Source organism: Desulfobulbus alkaliphilus (assembly GCF_016918545.1).
Classification (GTDB): Bacteria; Desulfobacterota; Desulfobulbia; order Desulfobulbales; family Desulfobulbaceae; genus Desulfobulbus; species Desulfobulbus alkaliphilus.
This window is the reverse complement of sequence record NZ_JAFFQC010000010.1, coordinates 75,074-91,807: the sequence shown is the minus strand read 5'-3', so window position 1 is coordinate 91,807 and position 16,734 is coordinate 75,074. Positions and strand designations below refer to the sequence as shown.

The 16,734-nt window shown below is 55.1% G+C and carries 13 protein-coding genes and 1 tRNA gene; 12 read left to right on the top strand and 2 right to left on the bottom strand.

What is annotated here, in order from left to right:
- Positions 1 to 297: 297 nt before the first annotated feature.
- Complete coding sequence (locus tag JWG43_RS07380) at positions 298 to 2,076, top strand: AMP-binding protein (protein ID WP_240193444.1); 1,779 nt, start codon at positions 298 to 300, stop codon at positions 2,074 to 2,076.
- A gap of 171 nt (positions 2,077 to 2,247) precedes the next feature.
- On the opposite strand, the gene JWG43_RS07375 is transcribed toward JWG43_RS07380, so the two are convergent.
- On the bottom strand, positions 2,248 to 2,874 hold the full coding sequence (locus tag JWG43_RS07375; RefSeq protein WP_205242248.1) for a site-2 protease family protein: 627 nt from the start codon (positions 2,872 to 2,874) through the stop codon (positions 2,248 to 2,250).
- A gap of 231 nt (positions 2,875 to 3,105) precedes the next feature.
- Positions 3,106 to 5,796, bottom strand: coding sequence for a CBS domain-containing protein (locus tag JWG43_RS07370; RefSeq protein WP_338033248.1), 2,691 nt, complete (start codon positions 5,794 to 5,796; stop codon positions 3,106 to 3,108).
- Between the two features lie 137 nt (positions 5,797 to 5,933).
- Here JWG43_RS07370 and JWG43_RS07365 point away from each other — a divergent pair.
- The 11 genes from JWG43_RS07365 to dut all read left to right on the top strand — a co-directional run bounded on the left by JWG43_RS07365 (position 5,934) and on the right by dut (position 16,680).
- A tRNA-Gly gene (locus tag JWG43_RS07365) sits at positions 5,934 to 6,009 on the top strand.
- Positions 6,010 to 6,153: 144 nt separating this feature from the next.
- On the top strand, positions 6,154 to 6,696 hold the full coding sequence (rimP, locus tag JWG43_RS07360) for a ribosome maturation factor RimP (RefSeq protein ID WP_205242247.1): 543 nt from the start codon (positions 6,154 to 6,156) through the stop codon (positions 6,694 to 6,696).
- 20 nt (positions 6,697 to 6,716) lie between these two features.
- A complete protein-coding gene (gene nusA / locus JWG43_RS07355; protein ID WP_205242246.1) occupies positions 6,717 to 8,123 on the top strand; it encodes a transcription termination factor NusA in 1,407 nt (468 codons plus the stop codon).
- Entirely contained in the window at positions 8,123 to 8,329 is a 207-nt protein-coding gene (locus tag JWG43_RS20210; RefSeq protein WP_205242245.1) for a YlxR family protein, read from the top strand. Before nusA ends, JWG43_RS20210 begins: the two co-directional genes overlap by 1 nt.
- Positions 8,330 to 8,369: 40 nt before the next feature.
- The gene (gene infB / locus JWG43_RS07345) at positions 8,370 to 11,144 is read left to right on the top strand and encodes a translation initiation factor IF-2 (RefSeq protein WP_205242244.1); all 2,775 of its coding nucleotides are present in this window, start codon (positions 8,370 to 8,372) and stop codon (positions 11,142 to 11,144) included.
- Positions 11,145 to 11,149: 5 nt separating this feature from the next.
- A complete protein-coding gene (rbfA, locus tag JWG43_RS07340; RefSeq protein WP_205242243.1) occupies positions 11,150 to 11,554 on the top strand; it encodes a 30S ribosome-binding factor RbfA in 405 nt (134 codons plus the stop codon).
- Positions 11,541 to 12,533, top strand: coding sequence for a DHH family phosphoesterase (locus JWG43_RS07335; RefSeq protein WP_205242242.1), 993 nt, complete (start codon positions 11,541 to 11,543; stop codon positions 12,531 to 12,533). Before rbfA ends, JWG43_RS07335 begins: the two co-directional genes overlap by 14 nt.
- Before the next feature lie 3 nt (positions 12,534 to 12,536).
- Positions 12,537 to 13,304 (top strand): tRNA pseudouridine(55) synthase TruB, encoded by a 768-nt coding sequence (gene truB, locus JWG43_RS07330; protein WP_205242241.1) that lies wholly within the window; start codon positions 12,537 to 12,539, stop codon positions 13,302 to 13,304.
- Positions 13,305 to 13,460: 156 nt separating this feature from the next.
- Entirely contained in the window at positions 13,461 to 13,730 is a 270-nt protein-coding gene (gene rpsO / locus JWG43_RS07325) for a 30S ribosomal protein S15 (protein ID WP_205242240.1), read from the top strand.
- Positions 13,731 to 13,950: 220 nt separating this feature from the next.
- Positions 13,951 to 16,044 (top strand): polyribonucleotide nucleotidyltransferase, encoded by a 2,094-nt coding sequence (gene pnp / locus JWG43_RS07320; RefSeq protein ID WP_205242239.1) that lies wholly within the window; start codon positions 13,951 to 13,953, stop codon positions 16,042 to 16,044.
- Between the two features lie 174 nt (positions 16,045 to 16,218).
- Positions 16,219 to 16,680: a dUTP diphosphatase gene (gene dut, locus JWG43_RS07315; protein WP_205242237.1), complete on the top strand. Its 462-nt coding sequence runs from the start codon at positions 16,219 to 16,221 to the stop codon at positions 16,678 to 16,680.
- The last annotated feature ends 54 nt before the right edge of the window (positions 16,681 to 16,734 follow it).

The window sequence follows — 16,734 nt, the reverse complement described above, 5'->3', positions numbered from 1 at the left end:
TACACCTTGTATCGGGTGCAAATAAGGAGGGTCTTTGGCGGGACCTGGAGCCGTTGATCAGCGATTCAGGAGTGCTATACCCCGAAGATCAGCCCAGCCACGCAGGGCGGCTGGTGAAGGGTATTGTCAATGGTTCTGCTGCAATTACTATATGCTTTCAGCAAGATATATCCAAAAAAGATCCAACCGTCACGGATTCAGGATTTCGTTTGTGGGTGGACAGGGATGGAGTTGAAGCGCTGCTGAACGGTGGTCCCTGCAAAGAAGATGCACGCAATGACGGCATTGGGGAGCAATATGGGAACATCACCAGCATCGATCGACGGTGGCAGGAGGGACAACGTCATGGTCAGTGGGGAGCACACCGGTCAATATCTCCCGGTTATTCAGGAAAATGCGACCACTCTCAATGATTTTATCGACATAAGCTGTCGAAAATACCGCCAATTGCCCGCCATTGGCATGGCTCTGGAGGATTCTTGGACGTATAAGGAGTTGCATGAACGTATCCTTGCGATAGCCGCCCGCCTGCAGGCCGATGGAGTCAAGCAGGGGGACAGGGTGGCTTTACTTGGTGAAAATTCCCATACATGGGGGACCGTGTACCTGGCGGCGATGCGTCTTGGGGCAACGGCCGTTCCCATTTTTCCCGACCTGCCCGATGCCGATGTGCACCACATCCTGCGAGAAATGCAGTGTAAGGTTATTTTTGTCACCCAGCGGCAGATAGAAAAAATCTACGACTGTCAACAGCAGTTGAAGAAAGTGATCACCCTGGACGATTATCGTGATGCGACGGGGTTGGTAGCTCTGCGGACGTTCAGTGATTTTCTTGCCGAGGCGCTGGAGCAGTTTGGTGTTGCGGCCCGCAACGAAGAGCTGCTGTTTCCACCGGTGAGCAAAGACGAACTCGCCTGCATCCTCTACACCTCCGGCACCTCGGGCTTTTCCAAGGCGGTCATGCTCACCCACGCCAATCTCTGCGCCAATGCCTATTCGGCAAGTGCTGTCATGCATATCGATCCCCAGTCGGTATTTTTTTCCGTGCTTCCCCTCTCCCACACCTATGAATTCACGGTCGGATTTCTTCTTCCCCTGTTAACCGGCTGTCGGATTGTTTATGCCGGCAAGACACCGACACCGGCTCTTCTCCAGAAAATTTGCGAAAGAGAGCAGCCGCATGTCATGCTGGCTGTTCCCTTGATTATCGAGAAGATCTATAAGAAACGGATCGTTCCGGCGATGGAACAGAGCCGGATGCTGACGTTTTTCTGCCGGTTCAGCGTCAGTCGAAAAATGATTTATCGGACCATCGGCGCTAAACTGAAAGCTTTTTTCGGTAAGCGCCTTGTCCTGATGGGAATCGGCGGTGCAGCCCTGAACCCGGATGTGGAACTGTTTCTCCGTGAGTCCGGTTTTCCTTTTCTGGTAGGGTACGGACTGACCGAATCATCGCCCCTGCTTTCAGGCGGACCCCACGGAGATGCAACCGTTGCCATGGGATCGGTGGGTAAAGCCGTTCCCCGGGTGGAGTTGCGGATCGGCTATTCTGATCCCATGACTGGCATCGGTGAGATCCAGGCACGGGGACCAAACATCATGCGCGGCTATTATAACGATAGTGAAGCGACCCGGGAAACCTTCACCGAGGACGGATGGCTGCGAACCGGGGATTTGGGGTGGATTGATTCCTTTGGTAACCTCTTCATCAAGGGGCGCGCCAAATCGGTGATTGTGCTGTCCAATGGGCAAAATGTCTACCCCGAGGCGATTGAACATAAAGTCAATGCCTTTCCCTGCGTTGTGGAATCATTGGTGGTGGACACCCAAGGGGCGCTGGAGGTCTGGGTCTATCCCGATTACGAGTTCATCGATGGCCAGACCCAAGGGCAGAGTCGCTCACAGCGGCATCATTACATCACCGCCATCCTTGAAGAGATGCGGACTGCGGTGAATAAACAGCTCCCGTCCCATTCCCGGTTGGCAAGGGTGGTGGAGCGTCGGGTACCGTTTGTCAAAACCGCAACACACAAGATAAAACGATACCTGTATTCCACCGGCACCATGCAGCTTTAAGCGCCACTCTCACCGCAGGACCCTGGATCCGTACGCATTTTTATTGTGCTTCAGCTTTGCTGCTCGTTCTTGTTGTCGGTCGCCTCTCTCCTCGCTGCCGGTAAAAACAGCCGCGATCTAGAAGCGGCTGTTCGCGGTGGAATGGAGTGCATCCTGGCGAACGGGCAACTCTCAGCCCAGGAGCAGGCGATTGGAGAATTGAATGATCGGTATGATGAACCAGCCGATGACACCGGTATAAAAAAGAACCAGGAGGAGGATGAAGCCAAAGGGCTCGAGCCGGGCGTAGCTGTGTGCCACATCCGGCGGCAATACGCCCATCAGTACTTTGGAACCGTCCAGTGGAGGTATCGGGAGGCAGTTGAAAACGGCCAGCATGATATTGATCCAGACACTGGCCACCAGCATGCCCACCAATGGCTGCAGAAAAAAGAGCGGCAGGATCGGGATCAGGATCAGCAGGTGGGCAAGGAAAGCGCTGAAAATGGCAATGGCTACATTGGCTCCTGGTCCGGCAAGGGCGACCAGCAGCATGCCGCGTTGCGGATCCTTGAAATAGCCGGGGTTCACGGGAACCGGTTTGGCCCAGCCGATTTTCATGATGATAAAGGCGAGGACACCCAGCGGGTCCAGATGCTTCAAGGGGTTCATGGTCAGCCGCCCCTCGTTTTTGGCAGTGGGATCGCCCAGACGGTAGGCGACGTAGCCGTGCGCGAGTTCGTGTACTGTGATGGCAAAAAGGAAGGGAGGCGCCAGCAGGATCAATTGCCGGATAAGGGCATATACATCAAAGTCCATGGTTTTTGTATCCTGAATCCGTGACGGCCGGACTCTTGTTTTGGGTATATCCAGCTGTATTCAGATTGAAATTGCAGTGGAATCCTTGATAATACCCTGCACCAGTCGCCCTTCGGGGAGGAACGCTTACGATTCAGGGGGTTATTTTTGCAGAGAACATCAGGTTGCCATGAAATAACGATAAGAAGCTCTCGATGAAAAGCCAGAAAAAAACGGCAGGTGACGGTGGGCTCAGGAAGAGAGCGGATACGTTGAGCGAATAAAGGCCAGCGCCTGGGCATGGGTCGTCACCTCGCCATTGAGTTGCATTTCGATCAGGTGATTGAGCATGGCGCGAAACTGTGGACCGGGGATGTAGCCCATGGCTTTGAGTTCATTGCCGTTGACCAGGGGAGACACCTTGCGCAGCGTGGTGACATACAGGGAGACAGCCTGCTGAATGTATCGTTTGCGGGCAATGGTTATCAGGTATAGCAGGCCTTCGTTGTCCATTTCAGCCAGAAGCCAGTAGATCTCGCTGGGCTTGAGGAAAGGGCGCCTTTGCATTTCCTGAGCGATTTTTTCAGCCTCCACTTTCTGCCGGATCATTTTTCTGCTTTGTTTTGGCGGAATATCGAATCGATGACAGAAGCTGCTCAATTCCTTGACCCGTGATCGACTCAAAATGGCCAGGAGATACACCATCCAGGTTTCAATTTTTTCCGGGAGATAGAGGAGGTGGAACCAGGATATCGCCTGTTGTGCCTGGTTCAGGGTATGCAGCGCCCGGCGGTCGAATTTGAGATTGGGGCGCAGGTCCGGCCAGAGAAAGGGGAAAAGTTTGAAGGCGGCCAATCGCCGCAGGGCCGGGATCGGATTGCCTTCCGAAAGGATCAATTTGAGTTCATCGAAAAAACGGGGTTCAGAGAACTGATTGAACAGATTCATCTCCACAGCGTTTTTGATCAATTTTTCCGTGTGCTGGGTGATTGTGAAATCAAGTCTGCCTTCGAAACGGACAGCCCGGAAGATCCGGGTCGGGTCTTCGACGAAACTCAGGTTGTGCAGCACCTGAATACGTCGTTCCTTGAGATCGTTCTGGCAGTTGAAATAATCCACCAGCGTGCCGAACCGCTTTGGATTGAGGTGGATCGCCATGGCATTGATGGTAAAATCTCGACGGTAGAGATCAAGTTTGATCGAGCTGAGTTCCACTGTGGGCATGGCCGCTGGATGCTCGTAATACTCAAGTCTGGCTGTGGCCACATCAATTTTGGTCTGGTCCGGGTAGATGACGGTGGCCGTGCCGAATTTTTCGTGAGGATGCACAATAGCCCGGTTCTGTTCGGCAAGTGCCCTGGCAAAACGGATGCCGTCGCCTTCGATGACAATATCGATATCGGTATTCTGCACATGCAGGAGCAAGTCGCGGACAAACCCCCCCGCCACAAAGGCGGTGCAATGCAGGCGGGCGGCTATTTCACCTATTTCCCGCAGGAGAACGATCGTGTCCCGGGAGAGAACCTGGGTCATGACATTGCTGAGGTTGCGGGTGCGCTCGACAGAAGGCCGTTCATCTTCGCGGAGCAGATCCTTGGACAGGTTTGCGGGGTCATGGATCAATTGGTTGAGCAGGTCCGTTCGGGTAATAACCCCCAGAATACGGTCGTCCTGGACGACCGGGATGAGTCGTTGCCGATGGGTGATGATCAGTTTCTGGATGTCGGCAAGGGTCGCATTTTCGGGCAGAGTAGCGATCTCCGTGGTCATATAGTCGCCAACCGGCAGACCGCCCAGTTGATGGTAGATGGCTTTTTCCGCCACCATGCGGGAAATCATGCCCAGGAGCCCCACGGGATGACTGCCTTTATCCTGTCCGCTGTTTGCCGTGACCACCGGCAGGACCGTGACATTGTACCGGGTCATGAGCTGGTTGGCCTGGGCAATGGTCACTTCCGGGGTCACGCTGATGACCGGTGAACTCATCATCTCGCTGGCAATGGCCTTGGGGCGGATATGGCGGTGCAGCAGGCCAACAAGTTTTTCCTCGGCCTGGGCAATGGTCATCCCCTGGATGGTCGCCGAGGCGGCGGCGGCGTGCCCTCCTCCTCCGTACTCCCTGGCCACCATGCCGACATTGATTTCGGGGATACGACTGCGGGCAATAAGAAAGGTCCGTCCCCCCATACTGATCAGAGCAAAGAGCACGTCGATGTTTTCCAACACCATCAGGCGCTGAACGATGACCGCAAAATCGTCGATATATTCAGCCAGGATCAGTTTGCTCACCACCACGGACACGCCGCGGATGACATAGGCTCGGGCCTGCTGCTGCAGTTGGCCGATGTAGTTGATCTGTTCCGCGGAGAGTTCACGGGATACAAACTGGGTGACAATATCGAGGTTGGCGCCATGGCTCAGAAGCCATGCGGCGGCGGTCAGATCCTCGGGGCAGGTGGAGGAATACAGGAAACTGCCGGTGTCCTCGTAGATGCCGAGTGCCATCAGGGTGGTTTCGTCCCGGGAAGGTATGATTCCCTGTTCTTGAAAAATCTGCGTGAACAATGTCGTGGTGGAGCCCAGGGGTGCAACCCTTGTCAGGTCGCCGGTCAGGTCGCCGACGGCGTCGGGATGATGGTCGTACAGATGGATGCTGAGACCTGGATTTTTCAGGCATTCGGCCAGTTTGCCAATACGTTCGGGTTGCCTGGTGTCGACAACGATGAGGCGGCGAACCCGGGTGAGATCGATGTGTTTGATTTTTTTGAATTCATAAATGTTCCGGAACTCCTGGCTCAGGAAATCGCGGACGCTTTTTTCCTGGGCTCCGGGAAAGACGAGCTCGGCCTGGGGGTACAGCCGCTTGGCGGCAACCATGGACGCCAGGCTGTCAAAATCCGCACCGATATGTGTGGTGATGATATCCATGGCGGAAGTATACACGAACCACCGCGCCTGTAAAGAATTCCCACGGCTCCACGCTGAGCTGGTCCCCCAAAAAATACGGAGCATCGTTTTGTTGTTGCTTGACAATCAATTATCAGCACAATATATTCTTTTTTTTGTTAGGGATCTTTCGGGCGGGTGTAGCTCAGTTGGCAGAGCACAAGCTTCCCAAGCTTGGGGTCGCGGGTTCGAGCCCCGTTGCCCGCTCCATACCGAGAAGGGGAAGGGAATCTGCCAGCAGGGCGGTACCCGAACCTCCGGTGCACGTGAAAGTGGGCTCTGCCCGCTTTTTTTATTGCCTTTTGTCGTAAACTGTCTCCGGAGGGACGGAACAACAGGAGCGGACACGAACACTTGGAAGCAAATACAGATACACTGATAACAACCATTCAGAGCTTTGTCGAACCCATGCTGGCCGATATGGCAATGGAGTTGGTGGATATTCAATACCGCCGGGAAGGCCACGGCTGGGTTCTCAGGTTTTTTCTCGATAAGGACGGTGGTATAACCATTGACGACTGTGCCAGGGTCAGTCGCGAAATCAGTGCGTATCTTGAGGTGGAAAACCTTATCGATCATCCCTTTCACCTGGAGGTTTCCTCTCCGGGACTGGAACGACCGTTGAAAAAAAGAGAAGATTTTCTCCGTTTCGCCGATCGACCGGTACGAATCAAAGTGCACAACCCCCTGGGTGGCCAACGGGTACTGACCGGCATATTGCGCGGTCTTGAGGGTGATGCGGTGGCCCTGGAGATGGAGACAGGAATGGTTTTTGTGGATCAAGAGAATATATCGAAGGCACGCTTGTCTCTTGAAGGATCGGTTGACGCAGACATCGAATCCGGCACCGGCCGGAATGGCCTTGCCCCCAGGCCGCGGAAACACCGGAAACGATAGCCTGAGGATGGAGTAGGCTCATGGTAGGAACAGAAAATCTGAAACGGATCATCGATCAGATCTGTAGAGATAAAGGGATCGATCGCACCTTGCTGATCGATGCCATCGAAGAGGCCGTCCGTTCCGCTGTGCGGAAAAAATATGGAACTCGGAGAGAGATTGAAGTTCAGTTCAACGAAGAACTGGGTGAAGTCGAGATCTTCCAGTATCGAACCGTGGTGGACGAGGTTTTTGACGAAGAAACGGAGATATCCCTGGACGAGGCCCGCCGTCTTGACCCTGAGGTTGAGTTGGACGACGATCTCGGTGAGAAGATGAATACGATTGCCGATCTGGGGCGCATTGCCGCCCAGTCAGCCAAGCAGGTCATCATTCACCGCATGCGTGATGCCGAACGTGACGTTATTTTCGAGATGTTTCGTGATCGGGAAGGAAATATTGTCAATGGTATCGTGCAGCGTTTTGAGCGAGGAGACATGATCATCAACCTCGGTCGCACCGATGCGTTGCTGCCCAGAGATGGCCAGATTCCAAAAAGATCCTACAAACAAGGGGACAGAATCCGTGCCTATCTACTGGATGTACGTCGTGACGTCCGCGAAGGCAGGTTTCGTGATTCGCAGCTTATTCTCAGCCGGACCTGCAACGAGTTTCTTGAAAAATTGTTTGAAATGGAAGTGCCCGAAATAGCTGAAGGGATAGTGAAAATAATGAGGGTAAGCCGTGAGCCGGGTTTCCGGGCCAAGATCGCCGTTTCCTCCATCGAATCCGATGTCGATCCAGTGGGTGCCTGCGTTGGGCTCAAAGGCTCCAGGGTGCAGAACGTGGTGCAGGAGTTGCAGGGTGAGCGGATCGATATTGTTCCCTGGAGTCCTGACCCGGCCAAGTACGTCTGTAACGCCCTGGCGCCGGCGGAAGTTTCCATGGTGATTGTCGATGATGACCGAAAATCGCTGCAGGTAGTCGTCCCGGATGATCAACTTTCTCTGGCCATAGGCCGGCAAGGTCAAAATGTTCGTTTGGCCTCCCGTTTGCTGGGCTGGAAAATTGATGTAAAGAGCGAGCAACGCTACCATAATCTCGAAAATTCCGGATATCGTGGCTTAACCTCGATCGAGGGGATGGATGAAGGGCTCGCCGATCGTCTTTTTGCCGCCGGCATCACCTCTCCGGCCATGCTGGCGGCAATGAATGTCGACGAACTCATGCTCCAGGTCAGGATTGATCAGGATAACGCGGTGAACCTGCTTGAGAAGGCCGGCATGATCGCGGCGCCTGAGGATGAGCCGAATCAAGGTACGACCGAGGAGTCGTTGCTGGACCAAAAGGGTGAAAGCCCGGAGAGTGAAGGACAACAGTATACCGATGATTCAGCCGCTGCTCCTTCAAAGGCAGCGGAACAGAATGTGGAAGGCGACCGGGAGTAATGCGCAGGGGGCATGTACCGGAACGGACCTGCCGAGGCTGTCAACGGAAGCGTCCTCGTTCTGATCTGACACGCTTTGTCGTTGTCAGCGGGCGGCTGATAGAGGACCACCTGGGCTCGAAGCCCGGTAGAGGGATATACAGCTGTTTGGGCAATCACTGTCGTGAGAGGCTGACGAAGAACAGGAAAGTCCTCAAAGCAGTCTGAACCTCTAGGCTTGACGAGTGACAAAAGAAGGGAGCAATTGATGAGCAAGGTTCGGGTGTATGAACTGGCGAAGGAATTTGGACTGAAAAGTAAGGAATTGGCGGAAAAGCTTATCGCGATGGGGTACCCCGTTGCAAGTCATAGTTCAAGCGTAGATAATGATATGGCCGCGGATATTCGTAGAAAACTGAAAAGTGAGGGTATGACGGGACCGGTGGATGGGCGCGTTGGGCTGAGAAGCCGACCCGAGCCAGGCACTCCCCCGAAGACCAGGACAGTCGTTCGCCGCCGCTCCAAGGCTGAGAAGGATGCCGCCAGAATGCAGGAGGAAGCGGAAGCTCAGACCCTGGAAGCCCAGGCCCAGGAACAGGCAGCCAGAGACCGTGAGCAGGAACTGGCGGAAACAGCCGATGTTGCTCCTTTGCCCCATGAGCCGGAAAGTATACCGGTACCCAGGGATGCCGGGGAAGCAGTTCCACCGATGACGCCGGAAAAACCGGAGACCGCTGCCGAGCCGATGGATGCAGACGAAGAGATCGTCGAGGAATCTGCCGAGGAGCAGATTGCCGAGGAGGTAACCGCGGCCGATATGTCCACCGATGACCATGACCTTGAAGATGTCGGTACGCCTGAACAGGTGGACGACAGCGAAATGGCCGCAGCTGACGATGCAGCCAAGCCAAAGCCCATGGCACGAATCGTTGGCAGGGTTGTTATTCCAGTTCCCGAGAAAAAAACCAGGGCACCGGTGAAACGGGCGGGGCGACCGGTCAAATCTCCCGGCACGGAAAAGCCTGCAGACGTACTGGCCAGGGATGAGGGTACCAAGGTCGATGGCAAGGGAAAGAAAAAGGCCAAGAGAGTTGTAGCTATCAAGGCCGATGAGGAAAAACCCGGTAAAAAAGCGGTCAAGGCAGTGAAAAGAGGGCGTGACCGCGTGGAACTCTCTCCGGATGGTGACGTGGAGTATATGCGTCCCCGCAAGGGCCGCAAAAAGAGAGACAGCGCCAGAAAGGAGGCGCTTTCCCAGCTACAGACCCCGGAAACCAAGGCAATTAAAAAACGAATCAAGGTGGTGGCAACCATCAGTGTCGGTGATCTGGCCAGGCGCATGGGAGTGAAAGCCAATGAAGTCATTGCTGCCCTCATGGGGATGGGAGTACTGGCTACATTGAATCAGGCCTTGGACGTTGAAACAGCTGCTCTGGTGGCTACCGATTTCGGTTATGAAGTCGAACAGGCCATGACGGAAGAACTGGAAATGGAGGCCCAGCAGGAGCAAGAGGCTGAGATGGGCGGTGATGCCATCCTCCGGCCACCGGTGGTCACGGTTATGGGGCATGTTGACCATGGCAAAACCTCCATTCTTGACGCCATCCGCAAAACGGATGTCGCGGCCGGTGAAGCTGGTGGGATTACTCAGCATATTGGCGCCTATCATGTGCAGGCACCATCCGGTGACCTGACCTTCGTGGACACCCCGGGACATGCGGCATTCACGGAGATGCGGTCACGGGGTGCCAAGGTGACGGATATTGTCGTTCTGGTGGTCGCGGCCGACGACGGGGTGATGGAACAGACCAAGGAAGCCATTGCCCATTCCCAGGCAGCCGACGTCCCCATCGTGGTGGCGGTCAATAAAATCGACAAGGACAATGCCGATCCTGACCGGGTTAAACGGGAATTGAGTGATTATGGTCTTATCCCTGAAGAATGGGGCGGTCAGACTATTTTCTGCGAGACGTCCGCGAAAAAAGGTTTCGGCATTGAGGAGTTGCTCGAATCGATTCAGCTGCAGGCGGAAATTCTTGAACTGCGGGCCGATCCGAACCGGAAAGCCAAGGGTACGGTTATAGAAGCTCAGTTGCACAAGGGACGAGGGCCGGTAGCCACGGTTCTGGTCCAGGACGGCACTCTCCATCCCGGAGATCATTTTGTCGCCGGTATCTACAGTGGTAAAGTCCGCATGCTGACCAATGAGCGGGGCGAACAGGTCAATGAAGCAGGACCAGCCATCCCCGTTGAAGTGCAAGGGCTTTCGGGAGTACCGCAGGCCGGGGACGAGTTTATAGTTCTTGCGGCCGAGAAAATGGCCAAGTCGGTGGCGGCCTCCCGGCAACTCAAGGCCAGGGAAACCGAATTGGCCTCGGCGTCCAAGGTTTCGCTTGAAAATCTCTTCGAAAAAATGGCGGAGCAGGATGTCAAGGAACTGCGCGTCATTCTGCGGGCCGATGTACAGGGAACGCTGCAGGCCTTTGGGCAGGCAGCGGAAAACCTGTCCACCGATGTTATTCGCGTCCGCTCTCTCCACGAAGGAACGGGATCCATTACCGAAAACGATATCCACCTTGCCGCGGCCTCCGATGCCATTATTATCGGCTTTAATGTTCGGCCAACGGTCAAGGTCAAGGAACTCGCCGAACGGGAGCAGGTGGACATCCGCACGTACGATGTCATATATCACGCCCTGGAGGATATCGAGAAGGCCATGAAGGGGATGCTGGAACCGACCTTTGAGGAACGTGTCATCGGAACGGCCGAGGTGCGCGATTCGTTCCAGGTGCCCAAAGTCGGTCTTATTGCCGGCTGTTCGGTTATCTCCGGGAAAATGGAACGGAACGCCAGGGTGCGGGTGCTCAGGGAGGGTGTTGTCGTCTATACAGGAAAGATAGCTTCCCTGCGAAGATTCAAGGATGATGTCAAGGAAGTTTTGACCGGGTACGAGTGCGGGATAGGTGTTGAAAATTTCAACGACATCAAAATCGGCGATCATCTCGAAGCCTTTGTGCTTGATGAAGTCGAGGCGACGCTGTAAGTGCCGTGACTGCGCAGGATTTTGATTTCAAGCTGCCTGGTCTGGGGCGGCCGGAAAGTTCCCGGCCCAAGCGGGTGGCGGAAGCAATAAAAAACGAGTTATCGCTTCTGCTTGTCCAGCATATCCGAGACATCAGGCTGGCCGAGGTCTCCGTCACCCGGGTTCTTGTCACCCCGGATCTCAAAACGGCAAAAATTTATTTCACCGTGCCGGCCGGGAGCGAGACCAGTCCAGCCTTGAAGGGCATGAACCGGGCACGAGGGTTCTTCCGCAGTCACCTGGCCAAGGTTCTTGATCTGCGCTATACCCCCGATTTGGCCTTTTATTTCGACAATGTCCACGAGGAAGTTGAGCGGATCGACGCTTTATTCCGTCAGATTGAGGAGGAACGTAAGAATGAGCCGTCCTGAACAGCTTATCGCCGCGGAGGTGCAAAGTAAAGGGGCTGTTCTGCTTGCGACCCATTTCAATCCGGATGGGGATGCGCTGGGCTCCCTGCTCGGACTGGGGGAGATCCTTGAAGGCATGGGCAAGCGGGTTGTCCGTTATCTTGAAGAGCCGGTATCGCCGCTCTATCGTTTTCTTCCCGGGTGCGCCCAGGTGCAGACAGATATCAATCTGATCATGGACTTTGCTGCTCAGGCCCATGGGGACCTGCTCTTTATCTGTCTGGATTGCAGCGATGAAAAACGCCTGGGGAGGCACAGTGAGGCACTGATGACCATTCAGCCCCTGGCGGTCATCGATCATCACCAGGGGAATACCGGATTCGGAGACCTGTCATGGATAGAAAAACACCGCTCGTCCACCGGTGAGATGGTTTTTGATCTGGCCGAAGCTCTTGGTGCTGAAATATCCGCCAAGGCCGCCGAATGTCTCTACACGGCCCTTTCTACCGATACCGGGTCGTTTCAGTACGAGGCCACCAGTCAACACACCTTCACCGTGGCCGGCGAACTGATCCTGCGGGGGGTGCGTCCGGAAGTCATTGCCAATAACCTTTACAATACCTATACCTTGGGACGACTGCGACTGATGCAGGAAGTGTTGGCGACCCTGGAAATGTATGACAGGGATCGGATAGCTGTCATCCGGGTGACCCAGAAGATGCTGGACCGGACCTTTACCACCATGGAGGACACCGAATATTTTATCAACCTGCCCCGGGCGGTTCGCTCGGTACGTGTGGCGGTCTTTCTCAAGGAGATCGACCACAATCTGGTGTCCGTCAGTCTTCGGGCCAAAGGGCAGTGCGATGTTTCGGTCATTGCCGCCCGTTTCGGCGGTGGCGGCCATCGTAACGCCAGTGGATTTCGCATCAGGGATCTGTCGCTGAATGCGGTGCGCGATCAGATCCTGCCATTATTGCTGCAGGAAATGCGAGTCTGATGGATGACGGTCCCATGTCCTGAGTCCGTCGATGGGGTCAGCTGCGGCGGTGGAGTCTTTCTGGTTGACAAACCGGCTGGCATAACCTCGTTTGCCATCGTCCGTAAAATCCGCTGGCTGCTCAAGATCAAAAAGGTCGGCCATGCCGGTACGCTTGATCCCTTTGCCACGGGTCTGCTGATCGTCTGCGCTGGCCGGGCAGCCACCAGATGGATAGAACTGTTCATGGCGGGTAGAAAAACATACACCGCCCGCCTGCAGCTCGGAGTGGAAACGGAGACCCAGGATCCGGAAGGCAGGATTACGGCCATAACGGAGGTGCCTGACTTCGAGCCTGCTGCCATTGACAGGGTTCTGTCGCGGCACCTGGGCCCTCAACTGCAGGCGCCACCGCCGTACTCGGCCGCAAAACACAGGGGGAAACCGCTATACACCTATGCCCGTCAAGGAGTGTTTATTCGCAAGGATCCGAAATCCATTGAAATTTTTTCATTGATCCATCAGCACTATGATCAGGTCGCCAGGCAACTGGATATTGAGGTGACCTGCAGCCGGGGGACATACATTCGGGTACTGGCCGCAGATATTGGGGCCACCCTGGGGTGCGGAGCGCATCTGATTGCACTGCGACGGACAGCCAGCGGACCGTTTTCGGTTACAGATGCGCTCGCGGGAGAACAGCTCTTTACCGATAATGGCCTGGCCCGGTTGCAACAGGGCAGGATGGACATCGCGGCCGCCGTTCGCCTCACAGCGAGTGAGCCGGATTGAACTTGCCCAAGTGCATGGGTGTAGAGTATAGAACACGGCAGACCGTTCCCCCGCGCCATCCCTCTGTCGCGGATCAGGGAACTCTTTTCCAGACTCCAGTAAAGGCTGAGGGGCAACGCTTTTCTGGCAGCAGAAGGATGCAATACGGAGGTGCCCATGGCACAGACAACTGAAAGAAAAAAGGAAATCATCGAAAAATTCAAAACCCATGACAACGATACCGGCTCCTGCGAGGTGCAGATTGCTCTCTTGACCGAGCGTATCGTGTATCTGACCGAACATTTCAAAACCCATGCCAAAGATCATCATTCCCGGCGCGGGCTGCTGAAACTGGTCGGGCAACGTCGTAATTTAATTAAATATCTGCAGAAAAAAGATATCAACAAGTACCGGACCCTGATTCAGGAACTCGGTATCCGCAAGTAAAATATGTACCGGGCGGAGGGTCATCGGGATCTTCCGCCCGTTGTGTTTGATGCGATATGCCCGCCTGCTGGCGGTATGGCAGTCATAAAGACACAAAGGACAGGGAAACATCATTAATGCTTGTTTCCGCGTCCTTTGTGCCTTTGTGACGAAAATTTTGTATCAAGCTCATCGTCACTTGATTATTGCACATGCCGGCATCGCCGGTACAGGAGTATGTATGTTTAACGAGAAAAGTATTGAAGTCGATATTGGTAGTCGCTCCATCGTTTTTAAGACCGGAAAAATAGCAAAACAGGCCAGTGGTTCCGTGATGGTCACGAGCGGCGATACCATGGTTCTGGTGACTGCGGTGGCGGAAAAAGAATCGAAAAAACTCGGTTTTTTACCGTTGACCATTGAATACCAGGAGCGGATGTATGCGGCGGGGCGGATTCCGGGCAGTTATTTTCGCCGCGAGATCGGACGTCCCAGTGAAAAGGAAATTCTGACCTGCCGGCTGATAGACCGGCCGCTGCGCCCCCTTTTCCCGGAAGGATATTCAAGCGAGACCCAGGTGATTGCCACGGTCTTCTCCGCGGATCAGAATGTTGACCCTGATATCCTGGCTGTCAACGGGGCCTCCGCAGCGCTGCTCCTTTCCGATATTCCTTTTACCGTTCCGGTGGCCGCCGCCCGGGTCGGCTATATTGATGGCCGGTTTGTTGTCAATCCTGATAAAGCACAGTTGGCGAAAACCTCGATCAACCTGGTCGTCGCGGGCACCCGTAATGATGTGGTCATGGTGGAGGGAAAGGCTGGAGAGATGAGTGAGGACATGGTTCTTGAGGCGATTTTTTTTGCCCATGAGGCCATTCAGCCACTCATCGAGGTGCAGCTGGAACTGCAACGCCAGGCCGGCAGGGAAAAACGACCGGTTCTGCCTCCGCAAGAGAATGTACCGTTACGGCAGCAGGTCGAGGCTGCCGCGGCTGCCGGCATGGATGAGGTCGTTCTGATCGCCGATAAAATGGCCCGCGCGGATCGCTACAACCGTCTCAAAGAGGAGGTGCTGGCCCAGATCGATCCGGATCTGTACACCGACCCCTCCGAGGTCACCAGTCTGTTGAGCGCGTACCAGAAACAGGTTATGCGTGATCGCATTGTCCGCAAGGGACTGCGTCTTGATGGGCGCTCGTTTGAGGATGTTCGCCCGATACATTGTGAAGTCGGCGCACTGCCCCGGGCTCATGGTTCGGCTTTGTTTACCCGGGGCGAGACCCAGGCCCTGGTTATCGGCACCCTGGGCAGTGAACGTGATGAACAGCACCTGGAAGGTCTGGGCGGAGATGTGTATCGACGTTTCATGCTCCACTACAATTTCCCCCCCTTCTGCGTTGGTGAAGTCCGTTTTCTGCGGGGGCCGAGCCGGCGTGATATCGGCCATGGTACTTTGGCCCGACGGGGAGTCGAGGCGGTCCTGCCGGCGGCGGACACTTTTCCGTATACCATTCGCATTGTCTCCGAAGTGCTGGAGTCCAACGGTTCTTCATCCATGGCCACGGTCTGCGGGACCAGTCTGGCACTGATGGACGCCGGGGTGCCGGTGAAGGCGCCGGTCTCGGGTGTGGCCATGGGCCTGATCAAGGAAGGTGATCAGGTGGTGGTCCTCACCGATATTCTTGGTGATGAGGATCACCTCGGGGATATGGATTTCAAGGTTGTCGGTACGCGCAAGGGCATCACCGGCCTGCAGATGGATATTAAAATCGACGGTGTAGACCGGGAGATTATGGGCCGAGCCCTGGCCCAGGCAAAATCGGGTCTGGTCCACATCCTGGATACAATGGAAGAGGCGCTCAGCTCACCCCGGGCAGTGGTCTCCGAGCACGCACCCAAGTATGTGACCATGAAAATTCATCCTGACAAAATTCGGGACATCATTGGCCCCGGCGGGAAAATCATCCGGGAAATGACCACCGAATTCGAGTCCAAGATCGATGTGGATGATGACGGCACCATTAAAATTTTCAGCGCCAATGCCGAAACCGCTGATGCCCTGGTCAAGCGAATCGAACAGATCACAGCCGTACCGGAGGTAGGCAGGATTTACGAGGGAGAAGTGCGGACCATTAAAGACTTCGGTGCTTTTGTGCAGATATTGCCTGGGACCGACGGTATGGTTCATATATCCGAGTTGACCAATGAGCGGGTGAAAAATGTGACTGATGTGGTCAAGGAAGGGGATATCATCCGGGTCAAGGTCATTGATGTCGACAATCGCGGTCGCATTCGCTTGAGCCGTAAAGCGGCCCTCGCCGAGGGCGAACAATAAGTTTGGGCATAATGCCCGTACGCAGGTTGTCTTTGGAGCCGGTTTCCTTTTGGTAGGGGCCGGCTTTTTTTGTGGAGTCTTTTGCTCAGAACAAACAGTGGGCGGAGCCGTGGACAAAGGGTGCGGGGAATACGATAACCTGCCTGCAGTCCGCGGACTCGAGGAAGAAGGGAGATGAAAACCATATCCGTTGATTGTCTCTGGCTGGACCCCGAACAAAGTGCAGATCTGTCGTTGCCGGCGTACGCGACGGAACTGGCTGCGGGAATGGACATCCGTGCGGCTGTTGAAGTTCCGGAGACATTGAATCCGGGGGCCATAGGGCTTGTTCCCTGTGGCTTTGCCGTGGCTCTTCCCCCAGGCTATGAATTACAGATTCGACCGCGGTCCGGATTGGCGGTGCAACACGGTATTACCGTTGTCAACGCTCCCGGGACCATTGACGCTGATTATCGGGGAGAGATCAAAGTCGCCTTGATCAATCTCGGGCGTCAACCTTTCATTATCCGGCGAGGCGACCGGATCGCTCAAATGGTCCTGGCGCCTGTGGTCAGAGCCAACCTGGTCTTGCAGGCCAGACTGGAAGACACGGCGCGGGGAAGAGGCGGTTTTGGTCATACCGGCCTCAAGTCCTGATTGCGGAGACCTCAATCCGTGATGCCCCGAAGGGCGGCTGGTGAAATTTTTTTT

Excerpts from the sequence above, each read along its gene's own strand:
- rpsO (WP_205242240.1), top strand. The coding sequence starts at position 13,461 with ATGGCACAGACAACTGAAAGAAAAAAGGAAATCATCGAAAAATTCAAA.
- infB (WP_205242244.1), top strand. The coding sequence starts at position 8,370 with ATGAGCAAGGTTCGGGTGTATGAACTGGCGAAGGAATTTGGACTGAAA.
- nusA (WP_205242246.1), top strand. The coding sequence starts at position 6,717 with ATGGTAGGAACAGAAAATCTGAAACGGATCATCGATCAGATCTGTAGA.
- dut (WP_205242237.1), top strand. The coding sequence starts at position 16,219 with ATGAAAACCATATCCGTTGATTGTCTCTGGCTGGACCCCGAACAAAGT.
- truB (WP_205242241.1), top strand. The coding sequence starts at position 12,537 with ATGACGGTCCCATGTCCTGAGTCCGTCGATGGGGTCAGCTGCGGCGGT.
- JWG43_RS07375 (WP_205242248.1), bottom strand. The coding sequence starts at position 2,874 with ATGGACTTTGATGTATATGCCCTTATCCGGCAATTGATCCTGCTGGCG.
- JWG43_RS20210 (WP_205242245.1), top strand. The coding sequence starts at position 8,123 with ATGCGCAGGGGGCATGTACCGGAACGGACCTGCCGAGGCTGTCAACGG.
- pnp (WP_205242239.1), top strand. The coding sequence starts at position 13,951 with ATGTTTAACGAGAAAAGTATTGAAGTCGATATTGGTAGTCGCTCCATC.
- JWG43_RS07380 (WP_240193444.1), top strand. The coding sequence starts at position 298 with ATGGGAACATCACCAGCATCGATCGACGGTGGCAGGAGGGACAACGTC.
- JWG43_RS07335 (WP_205242242.1), top strand. The coding sequence starts at position 11,541 with ATGAGCCGTCCTGAACAGCTTATCGCCGCGGAGGTGCAAAGTAAAGGG.